This window comes from Clostridium estertheticum (assembly GCF_011065935.2).
Taxonomy (GTDB): domain Bacteria; phylum Bacillota; class Clostridia; order Clostridiales; family Clostridiaceae; genus Clostridium_AD; species Clostridium_AD estertheticum_A.
This window is the reverse complement of the sequence record NZ_JAAMNH020000001.1, coordinates 5,023,028-5,040,923: the sequence shown is the minus strand read 5'-3', so window position 1 is coordinate 5,040,923 and position 17,896 is coordinate 5,023,028. Positions and strand designations below refer to the sequence as shown.

Genomic DNA, 17,896 nt, shown 5'->3' with positions numbered 1-17,896 from the left:
CATACACAAGGTTAATATTTTTAAGGGGTGCTATATATGGGATATGGGTATAAATATAATAAAGGGACGAAAATTTGTAATTATACAATAACTAATACCTTAGGAAAAGGAGGGAATGGAGAGGTATATGAAGTAAAAAATAGAAGTAATAATAAATTTGCAATGAAAATATTAACTAATAAAAATGACTTTAAAGAAAGATATGCAAGATTTAAAGATGAAATTAAGATAGTAAGAGAACATCAGGAACAAAATGATGGGATATTACCTATAATAGATATGAACATTCCCGAAATTAAAGATTTTGGAAATGGAGTACCAGCGTGGTATACTATGCCATTAGCTAAACCTATCAGGGAAGTAATAAACAAAAAGGTTTCAAGTAGTAAAGAGGAATCTATAAAAATGTTGCTAAATTTTATTGAATTAGCAAAAACAATAGAGTATTTTCATAAAGCTGGAATTGCACATAGAGATATAAAACCTGAGAATATATACTTTTATAATGATAAATGGGTATTGAGTGATTTTGGATTAGTTGACTATCCTAAAAAGGATAATATTACGAGGAATTATTTAGGTCCTAAAGCTACAATTGCTCCCGAAATGAGACTAAATGCAAAAATGGCTGATGGTAAAATAGCGGATGTATATTCTTTAGCAAAAACATTGTGGATTCTAATTACAAATAGTAAGTATGCGTTTGACGGTGTATATAATAATGATACAAAAGGAATTAGATTAAATGATTTCATTGATTTTCATATTTATCTTAGCCCATTAGAGAAGCTATTAGAAAATGCTACTCAGCAAGAACCCAATGAAAGAATTAAAATCAATGAATTTATAGAACAGTTGCAGGATTACATCTATGATATTAGTAATATGAGCAGAGTATATACTGAATTAGATTTACAAAAGGAATTGGAAGATAATAAAAAGAATGGAATAGGTGATTTTGTTTTTCATATACAGCACAATGTTTTACATGAAAAGAAGAGAGTAATGGAAGAATTATTTTTACATATGTACCATAACGAGAAAGGTTTTATAAAATTAGGTTATGATGAAGAAGTTAGAATATTAAAGATGATAACATACAAGTTATCTATTGAGAAAAAATTCATTGTATCTCCTATATTTCGTCATACAAGAAATGAAGCTATGTTGAATATTGCAGTATATATAAATTATTCACCCGAATATGTTAAAAAAATGTGTAATTTACTATGTTACAAAGATAAAGAAAAAGAAGATGAAATTGTTATAGATATTATAGGGTCTATAAGTGCAACAACTAAGTATGAAAATGATTTACACTTAAATGAGATAGTAGATTATATTGAAAAAAGGTCGGTAGCTAAATAAGTAAACTGTACAATAATAATATTAATTTTAACCATATACAATAGGCAACTTAGCTGATAAAAAAAATCAGCTAAGTTGCCTATTGTATATGGTTTTTTGTATTATTTAATTTAGTCAAAATGGGAGGACGTACATATGACAAAACGGAATTTAGATTGGACACTTGAAAAATATAATAGATTTATAAAAGAAGGGCGTGGAAAAGGAGAGGGTAGAGATTATAAACCCTGGCTAACTATTCAAGACATGCCTTCAAGGGGAAGGGTAACAAGAATCTACGAAGCAGGTAGAATATATCATTTTTTTACTGATAATGAATTAAGATATTTTTATTCGATTATATGGCAAGAGGCTGTAATAGATGTCAGAGAACATTATCCATTGCTCGACTTAAATAGAGTTCTTAATTTAGATGAAGATTCATTGTATGAAAAGTATAGAAATGATGGTGATAATGCTCCACATGTATTGACCACAACATTTCTTATAACAGTTAAAAATATTGATGGGAAGATTAATTATTATGCAAGAAGTGTGAAGTCATCATTGGAGCTTGACAAAAAGAATATTATTGATAGGTATGAAATTCAACGGAGATACTATGAAGCTAAAAAAATAAATTGGGGAATTGTAACTCAAAAAGATATTCCAGTTGTAAGAGCTAAAAATATTTCATGGGTATATCCTTCGTTAGAGATAAATAATGATGAAAGATTTAAAGAAAGTGAAAGGGAATGTTTATGTGACTTACTAATGAGGAGATTAGATGGAAGCCCTAACGTAATTAGAGAGGTTACTACTAAATTTGATTATGAAATGAACTTTGAAAGTGGGACGGGATTATTATTTTTCAAGTATCTAATTGCAACTAAACAATTGTTAATTAATATGGATGAAGAAATTAATATTAACCAACCTATTAGCAAAGTCATACTAAATAGGAATAAAGGAGAAGTTATAAATGACAAAGTTGTTGGCAGTTAATACACTTTTAGAATACTCAAAAGAAAAAGTGGAGAGAATTCTGTGGATAAATAATGAATATACAATTGCGTTCATTATAGATATATTTGCAAATACATGTATTCCATTTGTGAGAAATATAGAAGACATCCATGAGGGGTTAAAAGAGGGCAATATTATAATATTGGATGATGACCCAGTTTTTAAGTTAATAAGTGAAGAGGATTTAAGCGATGAATACAAGAAAATAAGGAATAAAAGATGGAATATCATTAGTTCGATTAATACAGAACCACAAATATTTGAAACAAAGAAAAGAAAGGAAATTATTTTAAAAGCAAGTGAACAATTTGATATTAGTAGTAAGAGTATAAATAGGTATTTAATAAGATATTGGCAAAGGTCTAAAAATATAAATGCACTCCTTCCAGACTTTTGCAATTGCGGAAATCCAGGCAAAGAACGCAATAATAATGGATTATCAAAAATTGGAAGACCTAAAAAATATAAAGATATAATTGGTGTTGGAATCAATATAGATGATGAGATTAAAAGAATATTTAGAATTGCTATTGATAAATACTATTATACAAGTAAACAAAATTCGTTCACCGTAGCCTATGAATTAATGTTAAAGGAGTTCTTTTTTGATGATTTTAAGATACAAAAAGGAATTAAAATTCCTTTAATTAAGTCAAATAGCGAATTACCAACGATAAATCAGTTTAAGTATTGGTATAAACAGGAAAGAAATATAAAAAAAGAAGTTACATTAAGAAAAAGTGCAAAAAAATATGAACTTGAAAGTAGAGCTGTGATAGGAAGTTCTACAGAAGAAGCACAGGGTCCAGGTTCTGTATTTATGGTGGACGCAACAATAGGGGATGTATTCTTGACCTCAATGTTTAACAGAAATTGGATAATAGGGCGGCCAATTATTTACTGCGTTATGGATTTATTTTCCACGAAAATCGTTGGCATTTACATTGGTTTGGAAGGCCCATCTTGGAGTGGAGCTATGACAGCACTTGCTAATTGTGCAAGAGATAAAGTAGAGTTTTGTAGGGAATATGGTATTTCAATAAATAATGAAGAATGGAATTGCGACCAATTATGCGATTCATTGTTGGCTGATAGAGGTGAGTTTGAAGGTTATGCAGTCGAAAATCTTATTAATGGATTACATATTAATGTGAAAAATACAAGTTCTTATAGGGGCGACCTAAAAGCAAAAATTGAACGATTCTTCCTAAGTATGACTATGGCTATCAAACCCTTTGTTCCTGGTTATATAAATGAAGACCATCGACAGAGGACGGGAAAGGATTATCGAATTGAGGGGAGACTTAATTTGTTTGAATTTACACAAATTGTAATTAAGTTAGTGTTATATCATAACTCACATTGGCTAAAAAGTTACAACAGAGAAGAGATGATGATAGAGGATGATGTAGATTGTATACCAAATAAATTATGGGAGTGGGGTGTAAGAAATAGAGCGGGGAAATTGCGTTCAGTTTCAGAGGATACAATTAAATTATACCTAATGCCATCTGCTATAGCCCAAATTACATTTAGAGGAATAAAGTTTAAAGGAATATATTATAGTTGTAATTTGGCATTAGTTGAAAAATGGTTTGAGAAGGCAAGACAATGTAGTTGGTCCATTACTGTTAGTTACGATATAAGAAACATGAGCTATATCTATATTAAAAATAAAGATATAAATACATTTGAAAAGTGTTTTTTACTTGATAATCAACAGAAATATAAAAATAAAAGTTTAGATGAAATTCAACATCTCTTTAAAATGGAACAGGAAAAGGAAACGTTAAATCAAGAGAGTATATTGCAATCAAAGATAGACTTAATATCAGAAATTCAAGCAATAGTAAAGAAATCTGAAAAAGCTAATAATAATGTAGTTTCTTCAATGGAAAGTGATAGAAGTAAGATTAAAGGTATAAGAATAAATAGAAAAATAGAAAAAACACTAAATCGTAACAATGAAGCTTTTGAACTTGGAAAGAAAACTTATATGGGGAATTCAGAAGTAGTTTCTATGGAGTGTGCTAAGGCAGGTAAGGCTGATGGAAACTTTAGCAGTATTGAATTATTAAGAAAAAAACAAAAGGAGAAATTAAATGGAGTACGTAAATAAGATTTTAATTAATAATGGAGGAGAAGCTGAAATTGCAAACTATAAGGAACAAATTATTAAAGAGTACCATGATAACCCGCTGATTGAGTGTCTTCCTAATATAATTTCAAGCGAAGAGGCAATTGATAAACTTGCTGTATATCCATACTTTAGCGAGGAAGAGAGAAACCTTGAATCACATATTAGGTATCATCTTATACAAAGGCTGTTTCAGTATTTTCAGCCTTTAAATTGGGAATTAGACTTGGAGAGTAGAGTTTCAAGGGTAATAAGACAAGGATATATTGCAAGAAATCCTTTTATAGCAGAATATGCAGAAAGCTTTGGGAGAGGACACAAAATGATTTTAAATGCAAATATGGAAATGACTAATAATAAGTCATTCAGAACAACATCATCTGGATTTACAATTATTGGTATTTCGGGAATCGGAAAGAGTACAGCAATTAAATTAATTCTATCAATGTATCCACAAATCATTGTCCATAATGAATATAAAGGGTTTAAATTTAGCATGTATCAAGTTGCATGGCTAAAATTAGATTGTGGACACGAGGGGTCTATAAAGGGATTGTGCATAGATTTTTTCTTGAAGATTGACGGGTTACTTGGAACCAATTATCATAAGAAATATGGAAGTGGGAGACAGGCTGTAAATGTGTTAATGCCAATAATGGGTCAGATTGCAAAGAACATAGGATTGGGAGTATTGGTGATTGATGAAATTCAACACCTATCACTGGCAAAATCAGGTGGGGCTGATAAGATGTTGAATTTTTTCGTGACTTTGGTAAATATAGGGATTCCAATTATTTTAATCGGCACAAATAAAGCTATGTCAATTTTACAATCTCAATTTCGTCAGGCAAGGAGAGGGAGCGGCCAGGGAGATTTTTTGGTAGACAGGCTTAAAAACGATGAAAACTGGGATTTAATTATTGAAGGAATGGCTGATTACCAATGGACAAGAAAACCCATTATTATTTCAAGAGAAATCAAGGATACACTCTACGAATTTAGTCAGGGAATCACAGATATAGCAATTAAACTTTTTGCTATGGCTCAAATAAGGGCTATTTCATCGGGGAAGGAAGAAATTACTGCTAACATTATAAGAAGTGTTGCTAAAGAGAATTTACAACTTGTTAGACCCATGATTGAGGCACTTAAATCGGGGTCTATAAAGGCAATTGCTCAATATGAGGATTTATATTCAGTTAATATAGATAATTTTTTAGGTCAAGAAAGCTCAAAAATATCTTTAAATAATAAAATCAGGGAACTGCAAAATAATAAGAAATTAAATGAGAACTTAAATAAAGACAATATTAAAGAACAGGCTATCCTAAAGCTAATAGACCTTGATGTTGAGTCTATTAAGGCAAAAAAGTATGTTGAGGAAAGTATATTAAACAAAGGGAGGAATATAGAAATTAAAGAGCTTGTTAAGGAATCATATAAATTAAGCTTAGAGATGGATATAGTTAAGAAAGAAACAAGAACTTCTAAAAGGAAACAAGATATAGATAATGTTAATGATTTAAGATTTATTGTAGCGGAAGGGAAGAGAAAAGGAATAACTGCCTATGAAGCACTAAATGAAAATAGATATATAAAGCATTTTGATAAAGAAACTTTTAAGGTAGGGTGATGAATTATGGTAAGCTTTTTCCCGATGATATATGAAGGCGAAATTTTATATAGTGCAATAGCCAGGTACAACATTAGAAGCGGAAATATTAGTCCAAAGGCAACTTTAGAGGATGTGGTTGGTTCAAGGACGGTATCCGCAGTTATGGCATTGCCTTCTAATATTGATAATTTTATAAAAAATATGCCTATTAACTGCAAATATACCTCTGAGGAAATAATATATAAACATACTTTGTTTCCTTTTTACACAGCATTTTTATCTCCACAAAGAGCGGAGAATATATATCAACTTATGAAAGGAGATAATGGTGGAGATATATATAATAGTGCAGGAATTATGGCAAGTTCAGTTAAAGAAAATACTTATTTCAAGTTTTGCCCCCAATGCAATAAAGAAAATAAACTGCGGTGGGGTGAATTCTTTTGGAACAGAATTCACCAGATACCGAGTATAACAATATGTCTCAAACATGAAACCTTGTTATTAAATAGCAAGGTTTTAATTCACTCTCAGAATAAACATGAATTTATATGTGCTACAGAAGAAAATTGTTGTATGTATAATACAGTTTTTTATCCTAATGAAACATTAGATAGAGTTTCTATATTAGCTAAAGATATTGAAAAACTATTCAATGCTAAGTTTTCTAACATGCCTATGGCGTGGTTTGAGGAGCAGTATACTATAAAGTTAATTCATTTAGGAATAGCCAATGTTAATGGGCAAATTAAACAAAATGAATTAGTGAAGAGCTTCATAGATTATTATGGAGAAGAGTTTTTGACTGCGGTACAATCTACTGTTTCTGTGGAAGATGAAAGCAACTGGATAAGTATGATTGTGAGGAAACATAGAAAAACTTTTCATACTATAAGGCATTTGCTTTTAATGCAGTATTTAGGATTGGATTTGAAAGAGTTATTTAAGATTAAGCAAGAATATAAGCCATTTGGAGATGGACCATGGCCATGCCTTAATGGGGGAGCAGAGCATTATTTAAAGCCTATAGTTGAAAAATTAGAAATAACTTATGACTGCAAGGGCAAGAAAGTAATTGGAACATTTATATGCTCCTGTGGATTTATTTATAGTAGGGGCGGTCCCGATGTGGACAAACTTGATAGATATAAAATAGGTAGAATTAAAAATTTTGGTTCAGTGTGGGAAGAAAGACTTAAAGAACTGTTTGATAAAAGGTTAAGGTTACGAGCTATTGCCAGAGAATTAAGAGTTGACGCAAAAACTGTAGAAAAATATGCTGATATATTAGGGTTAGAGCTATATTGGAGAACTGAAACAGTTGAAAAAGTGGCAGACTTAGCAATAGAAATCTTTAATGATAACAAAAAGGATAAGCAACATTATCGTAATGAGTGGAGAACGTTAATTGGGAAGTTTCCTAAAAAGTCAAAAACAGAATTGAGAAATATGAATAAGGGAGTATATATATGGCTTTATAGAAATGATAGAAAATGGTTAAATGAAAGTTCTCCTAAAGTAATTAAAAAATTTGTAGTAAACAACAGAGTGGATTGGGCTAAGAGAGATGAAGAGATATTAATTGAAGTTAAAAATGCTATAGAAATTATGTCAAATTCACAAGGAAAGCCAGAAAGAATTACAATTAGTAGCATTGGAAAAAAGATAGATAAGTTAGATTTAATAGAAAAACATCTTGATAAATTATGGTTAACAAAGGATTGCATTAATGCAAACATTGAGAGTAACGATGAATTTAGAAATAGAAGGATTAGCTGGGCAATAAATATCCTGAATAGAGAAGGGGAAGATGTTAAGGTTTGGAAAGTAGTTAAAAAAGCAGGATTAAGGACAGATAATGGGGTTGAATTATTAGTGAATAGTATTTTATATGACAAAAACATTTAATGTAAGTGCAAAATCATGGTTATTTTTGTAAATGAACAATAATTGGACAAATATAATGTTTAGTTAATGTAAGATAATGATATAATATTAGTATGTGACATCGTTGTTTATATAAGAAGTATCTTCATAATATTTAAAATTAATGGGGAATATTATGAGTTAGGAGGGGAGGAGTTATATATGGTTAATTTTATAAAAGAAAAAAGTAAAGCTATAGGTAAAAGGATATATATAATATGGCCAACATTACTAATTATAGCATTATCAATAGTCGAGACACTGATATTTATTTCAATAAACAATTATCTTGAATCCTATTTTAAAAATATTGATTTGTACATAGTGGCAGTTCCTATATTATTTGCATTAGTTATTTGGTGGACAAGTAGTAAAAGCATTTTCAAAATACAAGCACATGATTATCAAAAGAAATTGGTATGTTTTAAGAATTCATTCGTTGTAACAGTATTCCTATATATGATTGCTATTCTAATGAAATTCAATATAAACAGTAAAACTGATAAAATAATTATACTTCTAATTTGCTTTGGAGTAATATATTTATCACTTGTATTTTTAAAAGAAAGACCACATTCCAGACCTAATTTAAGTTTAGATGTTGAAAATATAAATGAAAGTAGACTTTTTAATAATTATTATATCAATATATCAAAAGTGTTTGAAATTGCGATGTTAATTAATAATAAAGTTGTAATTAGTGTCGAAAATGAAAAAACAATCGAAAATAGTGAAAGCTTTAATGAAAATTTAAGCACAAATATAAATATAGATTATTTAAATTTTATTAAAAGTGGAATTTCTTTTCAAGAGGAATATGCTAAATCAAATAGTTCCAAAAACAAAGTGTTGGAGAATTTTGAAGTAAAAACTACAAAATCAAATTTATTAGATACTATTATAAAAAAATCTAAAGAATATAATAAGGATTGTGAGATAAGTCCAGGTGATTTGTTTTTATTTAATGAGGTTGAAATTGAACTTATCAATGAAGAACAGGCTATGCAAACAACAAAAATGTTGTTAAATGGAGCATTTAATGGTTCTAATGTCAGTAGTACATCAGATGATATGAAAATGGATTTGAATATGTCATCATTAATGAATTCTATGCTAAAGGATTGTAGCTATGAATTGAAATGTTCAGTAGATGATTTTGTTTTTTATATTAAAATACCCATGTCATTTGAAAATGATTTTGAAAGTGATTATAATATTTACGATATTCTTATAGGTAAAATGACATTGGTGGGTATATACAGAGGCAAGGATTCAAAACAGAAATACAAAAATGCCTTTCAATTTTTTACAGACACTCAAAATACAAGTACCACGCCACTGTATTCAGGACTAACAAGGTCTGCAACACCTGAATCAGAGTCTATAAATCAAGAAGTAGCGGTAGGTGTTATAAATAATCAAAATAGTGATTACGTAGATATAATAGCTATTATAAAAGAATTAAATATAAAGTAAAAAGAAATGTGGTGATAAAATGGATAGGAAGAAAATATTTGTATATCATAAAGAAAAATTTGATGATTTCTATGAAGAATTATCCGAGAAGTATAATATTATATCAATATCATCACTTTTAAATATATCTTCGCAATTTGAAGAAGATTATTTGAACGATGAAGAACTATTAGTAGATATAACTACAATGCTAAAATTAGTGGTGGCAAGAGAAGATATAACAATGTTTTATGAAGTGATAATTAGCCATTTGTATAGACTGGGAAATGTTGACATAGTGGTTGAACACAGTTATGCTGATAGAGCTTTTGAAATATTTCCACAATACTTTTCTGGAAAGGAGTATTTAACAGAGCGAGAAAGTAATGATAATGATGGGAATGAGGAAAATATTCTTAACGAGAAAACAACTTCTATAAAAAATATAACGGTGTATAACAAAAATAACTTTGATGAATTTTTAAATAGAAAAAAGATAGATGATGTACAAGTATTATCAATAATAAAAGTTATAAAAAAAACCAATTACATAGATTATACTGTAGATAAAAGTAAATTAGATGATAATGAAAAATACATTTTTGATATAACAGCTATGGTGAAGATGGTTAATATGAGGAGTGACTTATTATTGTCATTTGAAATAATTTTAAGTGAGTTATCAAAATTAGCAAATGTAGACTTTATTGTTGATATGGATGATAAAGAGAACTGTAAGCAGTTGTTCAAATACAGTTTCCATGAATATATTAAGTTACCCTCTGTAGGAGATAATAATATGGAAACTAAAGAAATTAAAGTAGTTGATATGAGCAAAGGAGAAATTGATAAATTTCTTGACAAATTTGATGAAGAACTATTTGGTCATAGTGATTTTAAAGAGGATTTTAAGAAACAAATAAAAAAATATATAATTCTTAATAAAATGAAAGAAATTAAAATTTTTTCCGTATTTTTATGTGGTGATTCAGGAATAGGGAAAACCGAAGTTGCAAGAATTTTACATAGAAATCTCTATCCTAATAGTAAAGAGATTAAGATTAACTTCGGAAACTATTCTGAAAGGGGTTCTTTATGGAGTTTAATAGGTTCACCCAAAGGATACCTTGGTAGTGAAAAGGGCGGGGAACTTACTAATAAGATTCGTAATAGTAATTCTAAAATAATATTAATTGATGAATTTGATAGAGCAGATAAGTCCATCTTTAGCTTTTTCTATGAACTTTTAGAAGATGGAAAGTTTACTGACCTTGATGAAAATGAAATTGATTTAAATGGATATATTATAATATTTACATCAAACTTAAATGCAAGTAATTATAAAAATGTAATCCCCGAACCGTTGTTTTCAAGATTAAGTATGAGGTATGAATTCATTCCTTTAAATTGCGAAGATAAACAGAACTTTGTTATATATAGAACCGAGCATTTGATTAATGAGTATAATGAAGAATTTAATAATGAATTTGATAATACAGTAAAAAATATGCTATTAAATATCAATATTTCGGATTTAAATAATTTGAGAGATATAGATATAAGATTAACAAATAAATTTATTGAATTAGTTGAGGTTTGATTTTATGGTGGGAGTGTTATGAATAAAAAGAAGAAAAAACGAAAAAGAAAAGTTAAACATAATGTAGTACAAACAACTAATGGAAGTATAAGGAACGTGATTCAATATTTAACTAAAATATATGATAAGTACGGAATATTAGTAGCATGGTTTCCTGTAATCATGTTAATTCTAATGTTTATAATAGGCGTTGCTGGATTTGTTATTGTTAAGAGAGTTGACTCACCAATTGTTTGGGTTTGCATTTCATATGTATTAATATTTGGATTAAAAAATAAATTTATAACTGTACTGGATTCTTCAAAATATGCTAAATCTTATCAGTTGATGATTAACATAGTGAAATTAATATTATGTTATTTAATGCTTCCTACTATACTAACTATCCTAACAATGGCATTTAAACCATTAGATACTAAGGTGTTATTTATAATACCAGTAATTAATTATATAGGATTTAAATTTCTTACAAGTATATCAATCTCATATAATTCGTATAATGGACTTTCAAAAAAGACTTTCTGGATTTCTGTTACTTGTGTTTTAGTGTGTGTGTTGATACAGACTTGCATACTAATTACATTGTTTTTAAATCTTTCACTATATGAATATATATATTTTAAATTTACAATTACTAAAGTAAGCATTTTCATTTTTACTACATTGAATTTAGTAGGAAATATTATAATACTAATACTTACACTTTTAAAAACAACAAAAATAAAAAATTGGAGAGAAATAACTATTGGGTCAACCTTGTATCGGTATAAGCATGTTAGAGGTGAGGTAAAGCAAATACTTAAAGAAGGAATAGGAGGTACTTTTTTTCCCGTTCCAAAGTATACAAGATATAATGTGATTAACAATTTTAACAATTTTGATATTAATTTAGATTGGACCAGATTATCAAATAAATTGTATAAAAGAAAAGAACCTGATAGCACAGAAATGATGGTAAATAATGAATTTATATCAAATCCATTATTCAGAATGTATAATATAACGCTCAATTGGAATGTGCGTTACGCAAGAGTATTTAGAAGTACATATTTGTTAATTGGTGTCTTGTTTAACCAGAGAGGAATATATTTATTATATAAAACAGGAAATCCTATTGATTCTAATATTTTAATTGCGTGGGGAACACTACTAATTTGGTTGGCGATTTTTGGATATATAATATTGGTATCAAGACCACATAAGTTTAGAAATTTAAAGGTTATTTTTGTTATTGTTTTATTTTTATATAACATAGGAAATATAATCATACATTTTGATATTTATAGTAAGGTTCTTCCTTTTGATATATTCATATTTTTATATTTTTATTCTTCTTATAGATTTATAAGTAATAAAGTTAAGAAAGATTGCCACTACAAATATTTTAATGTGGTCAATATGTAAACATGAGTGTAATCGGATAAATTAATGTATATATGATAATAATGATATAAACACAGCTTTAGTTGTTTAAATTTTAGATAGGATTAAGTATTAGGAACAGAATACAATTTATAAATGTAATCATGTGCAATACTTAGATAAAAGATTATAGGAACTTTATATAAGGAATAAATCTAATATTATTATGCAAGAAATGCCTTTCTAAAAAATGGGCAAAACTATAATACATGAAAATTAGATACTTAAACCCTTCATCCTACTTTGTACACAAACATCAAACATTGTCCCCGAATATTAAAGTCTGTCCACAAACAATACAGTCTGTCTCAAAAAATGAAGGAAACGCAGGAACACCAACCTGCCTTCCTTCATTTTTTTATTCCCCCCGCCCCCTAATCGCAGATTCCTGCACTACCAACCCTCCCGATGATTTATCCGAATAAATTTAAGAAAAAAGCATGAGAGAATGAGCCGAAGGCTACGCCTTGGATGGATTGATAGATTAAAGTGTGAGGTATATTTATATTAAAACCTTGAAATTACAAATAGAATTATCAACAGAATTGTCCACATCAGACTCATAAAGTTGAGTGCTACTGTGGACAATTTTTCTTTTAATTTGTCCAGGCCTAAATCTCTCCATATCCCATAACATAAGGTATTGGGGCGGTTTACCGCCCCTTCTCTTATCATCGTTCCTTCTTTGCCTAAGCCTCTAAATTGAGAAAAAAGATTGACCAGAGGATTGAAGGATTGACGGAAAAGATTGAATAAGGATTGAATAAGGATTGAATAAGGATTGATAAAATAATGATTTTAAATAGGATAAAACCGATGACAAGCCTGATATGAGAGGGATTGATGAAATGGTCGTTAGACCTTTTGAGGGAGCTAATGAGGGATAGAATAATAGATTTAAGGATGGAAAAGTGGAGTCCTTATTTAATTATTGGGATGAAAATATGAAGGATGGGTAGAAAAAATGCAAGAAAAAAGACAGACTCTAATATTCTTTTTTGAGTATGATTTAGGAGTATTTTAGGAGAATGAAGAGGGGGAAAGGAGTGATTTTGGGACAGACTTTAATATTTGTGGTAAAAATTGCGTTGGGTGTTGGAATGGGTAGGATGGTAGATGGGTGAAGGGCTGAGGGGGTGTTGGAGTGGTGGTGGAGTTGGGACAGACTTTAATGTTTGTTTACACTAAGGGTGATAGAGTTGGAGTGTGTCACAGGGATAGATTTAAGGAAGGAATAAGCTCTTTGAACTTAAACAGAGAGATTGAAAATATGAGGGATAGCTTGATAAAATGCAAGAAAAAAGACAGACTTTAATATTTGTGTACAAAGTAGAGATCAAATTTTATAATTTGTTAAAGGGTTACGGGAAAAGGAAAATAAAATGGCTATCGAAGAAATTAATGAGAAGGCAATTGGAATAAGTATTTATAAGGTTCATCAGTTTACAGGATTTCGAGAGGTTAAGAAGATTATTGAAGAAGCTATACTTTCATAAAACACATGTTAAACAGTAGTTAAATATTGTATATAATGGTATAGTCTATTTACAAGAATTATTTCGTAACCGTAAAAAATTACGAGGTTAATGAAATTTGTGTTTTTAATAATGCTGTATGTCAAAAACATTTATATAAGTTCTTAATATATTTACTTTGTTAATGGTATAGTACACTTTACTATAAAGGAGGGATAGCTATGAAATATGAAAACGGTGAGGATATTTTCCCTGAACAATTGCTCAGACAAATACAAAAATATGTATCAGGAAAACTCGTCTATATTCCATCAGGTGCCAAAAGACGTGAATGGGGGGAGACTTCTGGATATAAACAGTATTTACTTGAACGCAATCGTAATATCCTAAATAAATTCAATGATGGAATCAGTATTGAACAATTATCCGATGAATACTATCTTTCCTGCGATTCAATTAAGAAAATTGTTTATTCAAAAAAGGAGGGATTCATTATGGAATACAAGTGTACGTTATCATCATCTCAGAACTATGCAAAAAAAGGAAAACTTGAGGAGTGGCTCCACACCTATCTGCTATCAGATGGACATAATAAAGGATTTTCAGATGGACTAAAACTTTTTGATAGGTATTTTTTAGGACCAATAAAAATGCCTTTATCACTTTTTTCTCGTTGTTGTGGTCCAGAAGCATATATGAAATACAGAGTAAATGCAGATTGGTTTGAACAGCATGTTACAAAACTGGAAAGTGTTATTCAAAGCGAAAAAGATATGCCACCACTTATAGTTCATTTTGTGGATGGACAATTTGAGTTGAACGATGGAAACCATAGATTTGAAGCATACTCACGATTAGGTGTAAAAGAGTATTATGTAATTGTTTGGATAACTGAAAAGCATGAGTATGACCTGTTTTTGTCTAAATACTCCGAATATTTGGCCTAGATTGAACAAACTCGATAATACACAAAAGACATCATCTGTAATAAATTTATTTCGCAATATTCCTATATTTCGTAGCAAGTACCCGCCTATCATTAGATAGGTGGGTACTTTATTATGCGGGTATTGATATTCTGAATGTAACATAAAGTGTTGACCTATTACTTTGAATGTATTATAAAAAAGAAAATTTTATTTAAAGTCAATAATCAATGGAACTTATATTATCCAATGATTATGGCTTATTACATGATCAACTTTGATTAAACTTTTTAACAATATTTAAACCATTTGATTATTCTTTTGAAATTTGGCATACATAGTTTCTTGCTATTCTGTTGTAAACTGAAAGTATATTAATGTGTTTGTTACAGATTTATGGCCCCAATATTTTAAAAAACCCAACATTCCTAAATCAGTCACAAGTGTGGCTACAAATATTTTCTTTAAAAGCTTCTTAAGTTTTCTATATTTATATATAAATATAGTGCTTATATAGTTGAAAATTATACAGAAAATCATAAGGCTTATGTATTATAACTTATATTGACAAATATATATTACACATGTAATATATATATTATGAAGTTACAAATCGTAAAATACAATTTATTAGAAAAGGGATGATGAAATGATTAATGCATCTAAAATATCAAATTCAGAATGGGAAGTTATGAAATGTGTTTGGGGAAATAATATCTGCACTGCAAATGGGATCGTCGATGCTTTAAGTAAAAATACTGATTGGAAGGCAAATACTATTAGAACTTTAATAAACCGTTTAGTAAAAAAAGAAGTCCTAGGTTACACAATAGATAAAAAAGATAAAAAAACATATTATTACTTCCCTTTGTTATCAGAGAATGAATGCATAAAAGCAGAGAGTGAATCGTTTATAAACCGTGTGTTTAATGGTTCATTAAATGGTATGATAGCTAATTTCTTAAATGAATCCAAGTTATCTGACGCAGAAATTAAAGAATTAAAAAACATTCTTGATAAGAAGAAAGGGTAAATGGGTGGTATTTATGGTGTTGGTTATATCTATTTTTAAATGGGTATTATATTCAACTGCTTTGGCAAGTCTTTTAAGCTTAATAATTCTTGCCTTTAAGTTCCTTATTAAAGACAAGTTAGGCGTGAGGTGGCATTATGCTATTTGGCTAATTGTTGTAATTAGATTATTAATTCCATATGGACTAGAAAGTTCATTAAGTGTTTTTAATATTATAAATTTAAAAAGCACAACTATTACACAAGTACCTTATTCAATAAATAACAAGGCAATCAAAATGTTTAATAATAAAGAGAAAGATATAAATGTAGCTCCCAATCTTATTACGTCAAATATACAAACAAATACATCTAATACTAATCAGAGTCCGGTATATTTACAATTGATAAGTTGTCTGTGGTTACTGGTCGTTATTCTAATTGGTTCTTATACAATTGTAATGACGTTGAAGTTAAAGGCCAGGTTTAAGAAGGGTCACGTGTGTATTAATGAGGACGTTTTACTTCTTTTATTACAGTGCAAAAAAAAGTTAAATATAAAATCTCATATAAAAATCATAAATACTAACGAAATTAAAACACCCTGCATTTATGGGTTTATAAAGCCTAATTTGCTACTACCAAGTGGTATTGAGAACTATGTTGATAAAAACGAATTAGAATTTATAATCTTACATGAATTAGCCCATGTAAAACGGCTCGATATAATAGTAAGCTGCTTATCAGGAATACTCCAAATAATACACTGGTTTAATCCTATCATATGGTATTCATTTTATAGAATGCGTAATGACAAGGAACTCGCTTGTGATGCATTAGTCTTATCTCATGTTAAATGCGGTGACTATATAAATTACGGTAAAACTATTATAAAGTTGTTAGAAAGTTATAAAAAGACTCCGCAGGTTTATGGGATGTCATCTATTATAAGTGATAAATCTCAAATTAAAAGGAGAATTACTATGATTTCTTTATTTAAGAAAAATTCTTATAAGTGGACAATCATTCCTATTGTAACATTAACCTTATTCGGTGGAGTAATGCTTACTAATGCTAAAAATAAACCAGTGCTTGCGGATAATAAATATAAACAGGTTTCAAAAGCTATCACAACTTTAAGTAACGTTAGTAAAATAAGCATTGAAAGGTATAATACTTCAAATGGAAAAACGTTCACAGGAAATCTACTTATCATTAAAGACCCAACAAGAGTTAAAGTTGGATATAGTAATAAACTAGGAGAGCAGGGGGAACTAACAAGTCAGATAGCCCAAGATAATGGTGCTATAGCAGCTGTTAACGCAGGAGATTTTGATCAGTTTAACAAAAAAGCATCCCCATTAGGACTTATAATGCGGGATGGAAAGCTTATTTTTAATGATATAGCAGACAATAATAGTAAAACAGATATAGTTGCGTTTACAAACAAAGGGGTCCTTCTAGTTGGTAAATATTCATTAAATGAATTAAATAAGCTTAATGCAACAGAAGCCGTTAGTTCTGGACCTGCACCTGCACTTATAGTTAATGGCAAACCCACAATTACACAAGGTGATGGGGGATGGGGCATTGCTCCAAGAACAGCTATAGGACAGAAAAACGATGGTTCAGTAATTTTATTAACCATTGATGGTAGAAGTGTTAAATCTATAGGCGCTACATTACTCGATGTACAAAATATACTTTTACAGTATGGCGCTATAAATGCATCTAATCTTGATGGAGGAAGTTCATCAACTATGTACTATAACGGAAAAGTAATTAATAACCCCTGCGGAGGACTAATTGAAAGTGGAGATGTAATAGCTAATGATCCAGACAATAAAGGAGAAATAAAAGTAGTATCTACTTTTATGGTATTGCCTTAATAAGCTAATATTTTGATATGTTTTTTTGATGCAAATTAATTAGCAGTGGTTACGCCTTAGTACACCT

General features: G+C 29.4%; 13 protein-coding genes. 12 read left to right on the top strand and 1 reads right to left on the bottom strand.

Annotated features, from left to right (window positions below; genetic code table 11):
• The first annotated feature begins 36 nt into the window (after window positions 1–36).
• From G9F72_RS23895 to G9F72_RS23860, 8 genes are all read left to right on the top strand, one after another.
• Window positions 37–1,368 (top strand): protein kinase domain-containing protein, encoded by a 1,332-nt coding sequence (locus tag G9F72_RS23895; protein WP_164959870.1) that lies wholly within the window; start codon window positions 37–39, stop codon window positions 1,366–1,368.
• 135 nt (window positions 1,369–1,503) lie between these two features.
• Window positions 1,504–2,352, top strand: a complete 849-nt coding sequence (locus G9F72_RS23890) for a TnsA endonuclease C-terminal domain-containing protein (RefSeq protein ID WP_164959871.1) — start codon at window positions 1,504–1,506, stop codon at window positions 2,350–2,352.
• Window positions 2,330–4,492 carry a Mu transposase C-terminal domain-containing protein gene (locus tag G9F72_RS23885; RefSeq protein ID WP_224676239.1) on the top strand — a complete coding sequence of 721 codons (2,163 nt, stop codon included), beginning with the start codon at window positions 2,330–2,332 and terminating at the stop codon, window positions 4,490–4,492. Before G9F72_RS23890 ends, G9F72_RS23885 begins: the two co-directional genes overlap by 23 nt.
• On the top strand, window positions 4,476–6,143 hold the full coding sequence (locus G9F72_RS23880) for an AAA family ATPase (RefSeq protein WP_164959872.1): 1,668 nt from the start codon (window positions 4,476–4,478) through the stop codon (window positions 6,141–6,143). Before G9F72_RS23885 ends, G9F72_RS23880 begins: the two co-directional genes overlap by 17 nt.
• A 6-nt stretch (window positions 6,144–6,149) precedes the next feature.
• Window positions 6,150–8,033, top strand: coding sequence for a TnsD family Tn7-like transposition protein (locus tag G9F72_RS23875; protein WP_164959873.1), 1,884 nt, complete (start codon window positions 6,150–6,152; stop codon window positions 8,031–8,033).
• A 180-nt stretch (window positions 8,034–8,213) separates the two neighbouring features.
• Window positions 8,214–9,527 carry a hypothetical protein gene (locus G9F72_RS23870; protein WP_164959874.1) on the top strand — a complete coding sequence of 438 codons (1,314 nt, stop codon included), beginning with the start codon at window positions 8,214–8,216 and terminating at the stop codon, window positions 9,525–9,527.
• Between the two features lie 19 nt (window positions 9,528–9,546).
• Window positions 9,547–11,106, top strand: a complete 1,560-nt coding sequence (locus tag G9F72_RS23865; RefSeq protein ID WP_164959875.1) for an AAA family ATPase — start codon at window positions 9,547–9,549, stop codon at window positions 11,104–11,106.
• A gap of 18 nt (window positions 11,107–11,124) precedes the next feature.
• Window positions 11,125–12,510, top strand: a complete 1,386-nt coding sequence (locus G9F72_RS23860) for a hypothetical protein (protein ID WP_164959876.1) — start codon at window positions 11,125–11,127, stop codon at window positions 12,508–12,510.
• Between the two features lie 520 nt (window positions 12,511–13,030).
• Here G9F72_RS23860 and G9F72_RS27245 read toward each other — a convergent pair.
• Window positions 13,031–13,165, bottom strand: a complete 135-nt coding sequence (locus G9F72_RS27245) for a hypothetical protein (RefSeq protein ID WP_263487059.1) — start codon at window positions 13,163–13,165, stop codon at window positions 13,031–13,033.
• A 507-nt stretch (window positions 13,166–13,672) separates the two neighbouring features.
• Between G9F72_RS27245 and G9F72_RS23855 the strand changes: the two genes are divergently transcribed.
• From G9F72_RS23855 to G9F72_RS23840, 4 genes are all read left to right on the top strand, one after another.
• Entirely contained in the window at window positions 13,673–13,843 is a 171-nt protein-coding gene (locus tag G9F72_RS23855; RefSeq protein ID WP_164957991.1) for a hypothetical protein, read from the top strand.
• A 381-nt stretch (window positions 13,844–14,224) separates the two neighbouring features.
• Window positions 14,225–14,950, top strand: a complete 726-nt coding sequence (locus tag G9F72_RS23850; protein ID WP_164957992.1) for a CD3324 family protein — start codon at window positions 14,225–14,227, stop codon at window positions 14,948–14,950.
• 628 nt (window positions 14,951–15,578) lie between these two features.
• A complete protein-coding gene (locus G9F72_RS23845) occupies window positions 15,579–15,962 on the top strand; it encodes a BlaI/MecI/CopY family transcriptional regulator (RefSeq protein WP_164957993.1) in 384 nt (127 codons plus the stop codon).
• Between the two features lie 13 nt (window positions 15,963–15,975).
• Window positions 15,976–17,829, top strand: coding sequence for a M56 family metallopeptidase (locus G9F72_RS23840; RefSeq protein ID WP_224676238.1), 1,854 nt, complete (start codon window positions 15,976–15,978; stop codon window positions 17,827–17,829).
• Window positions 17,830–17,896: the final 67 nt, after the last annotated feature.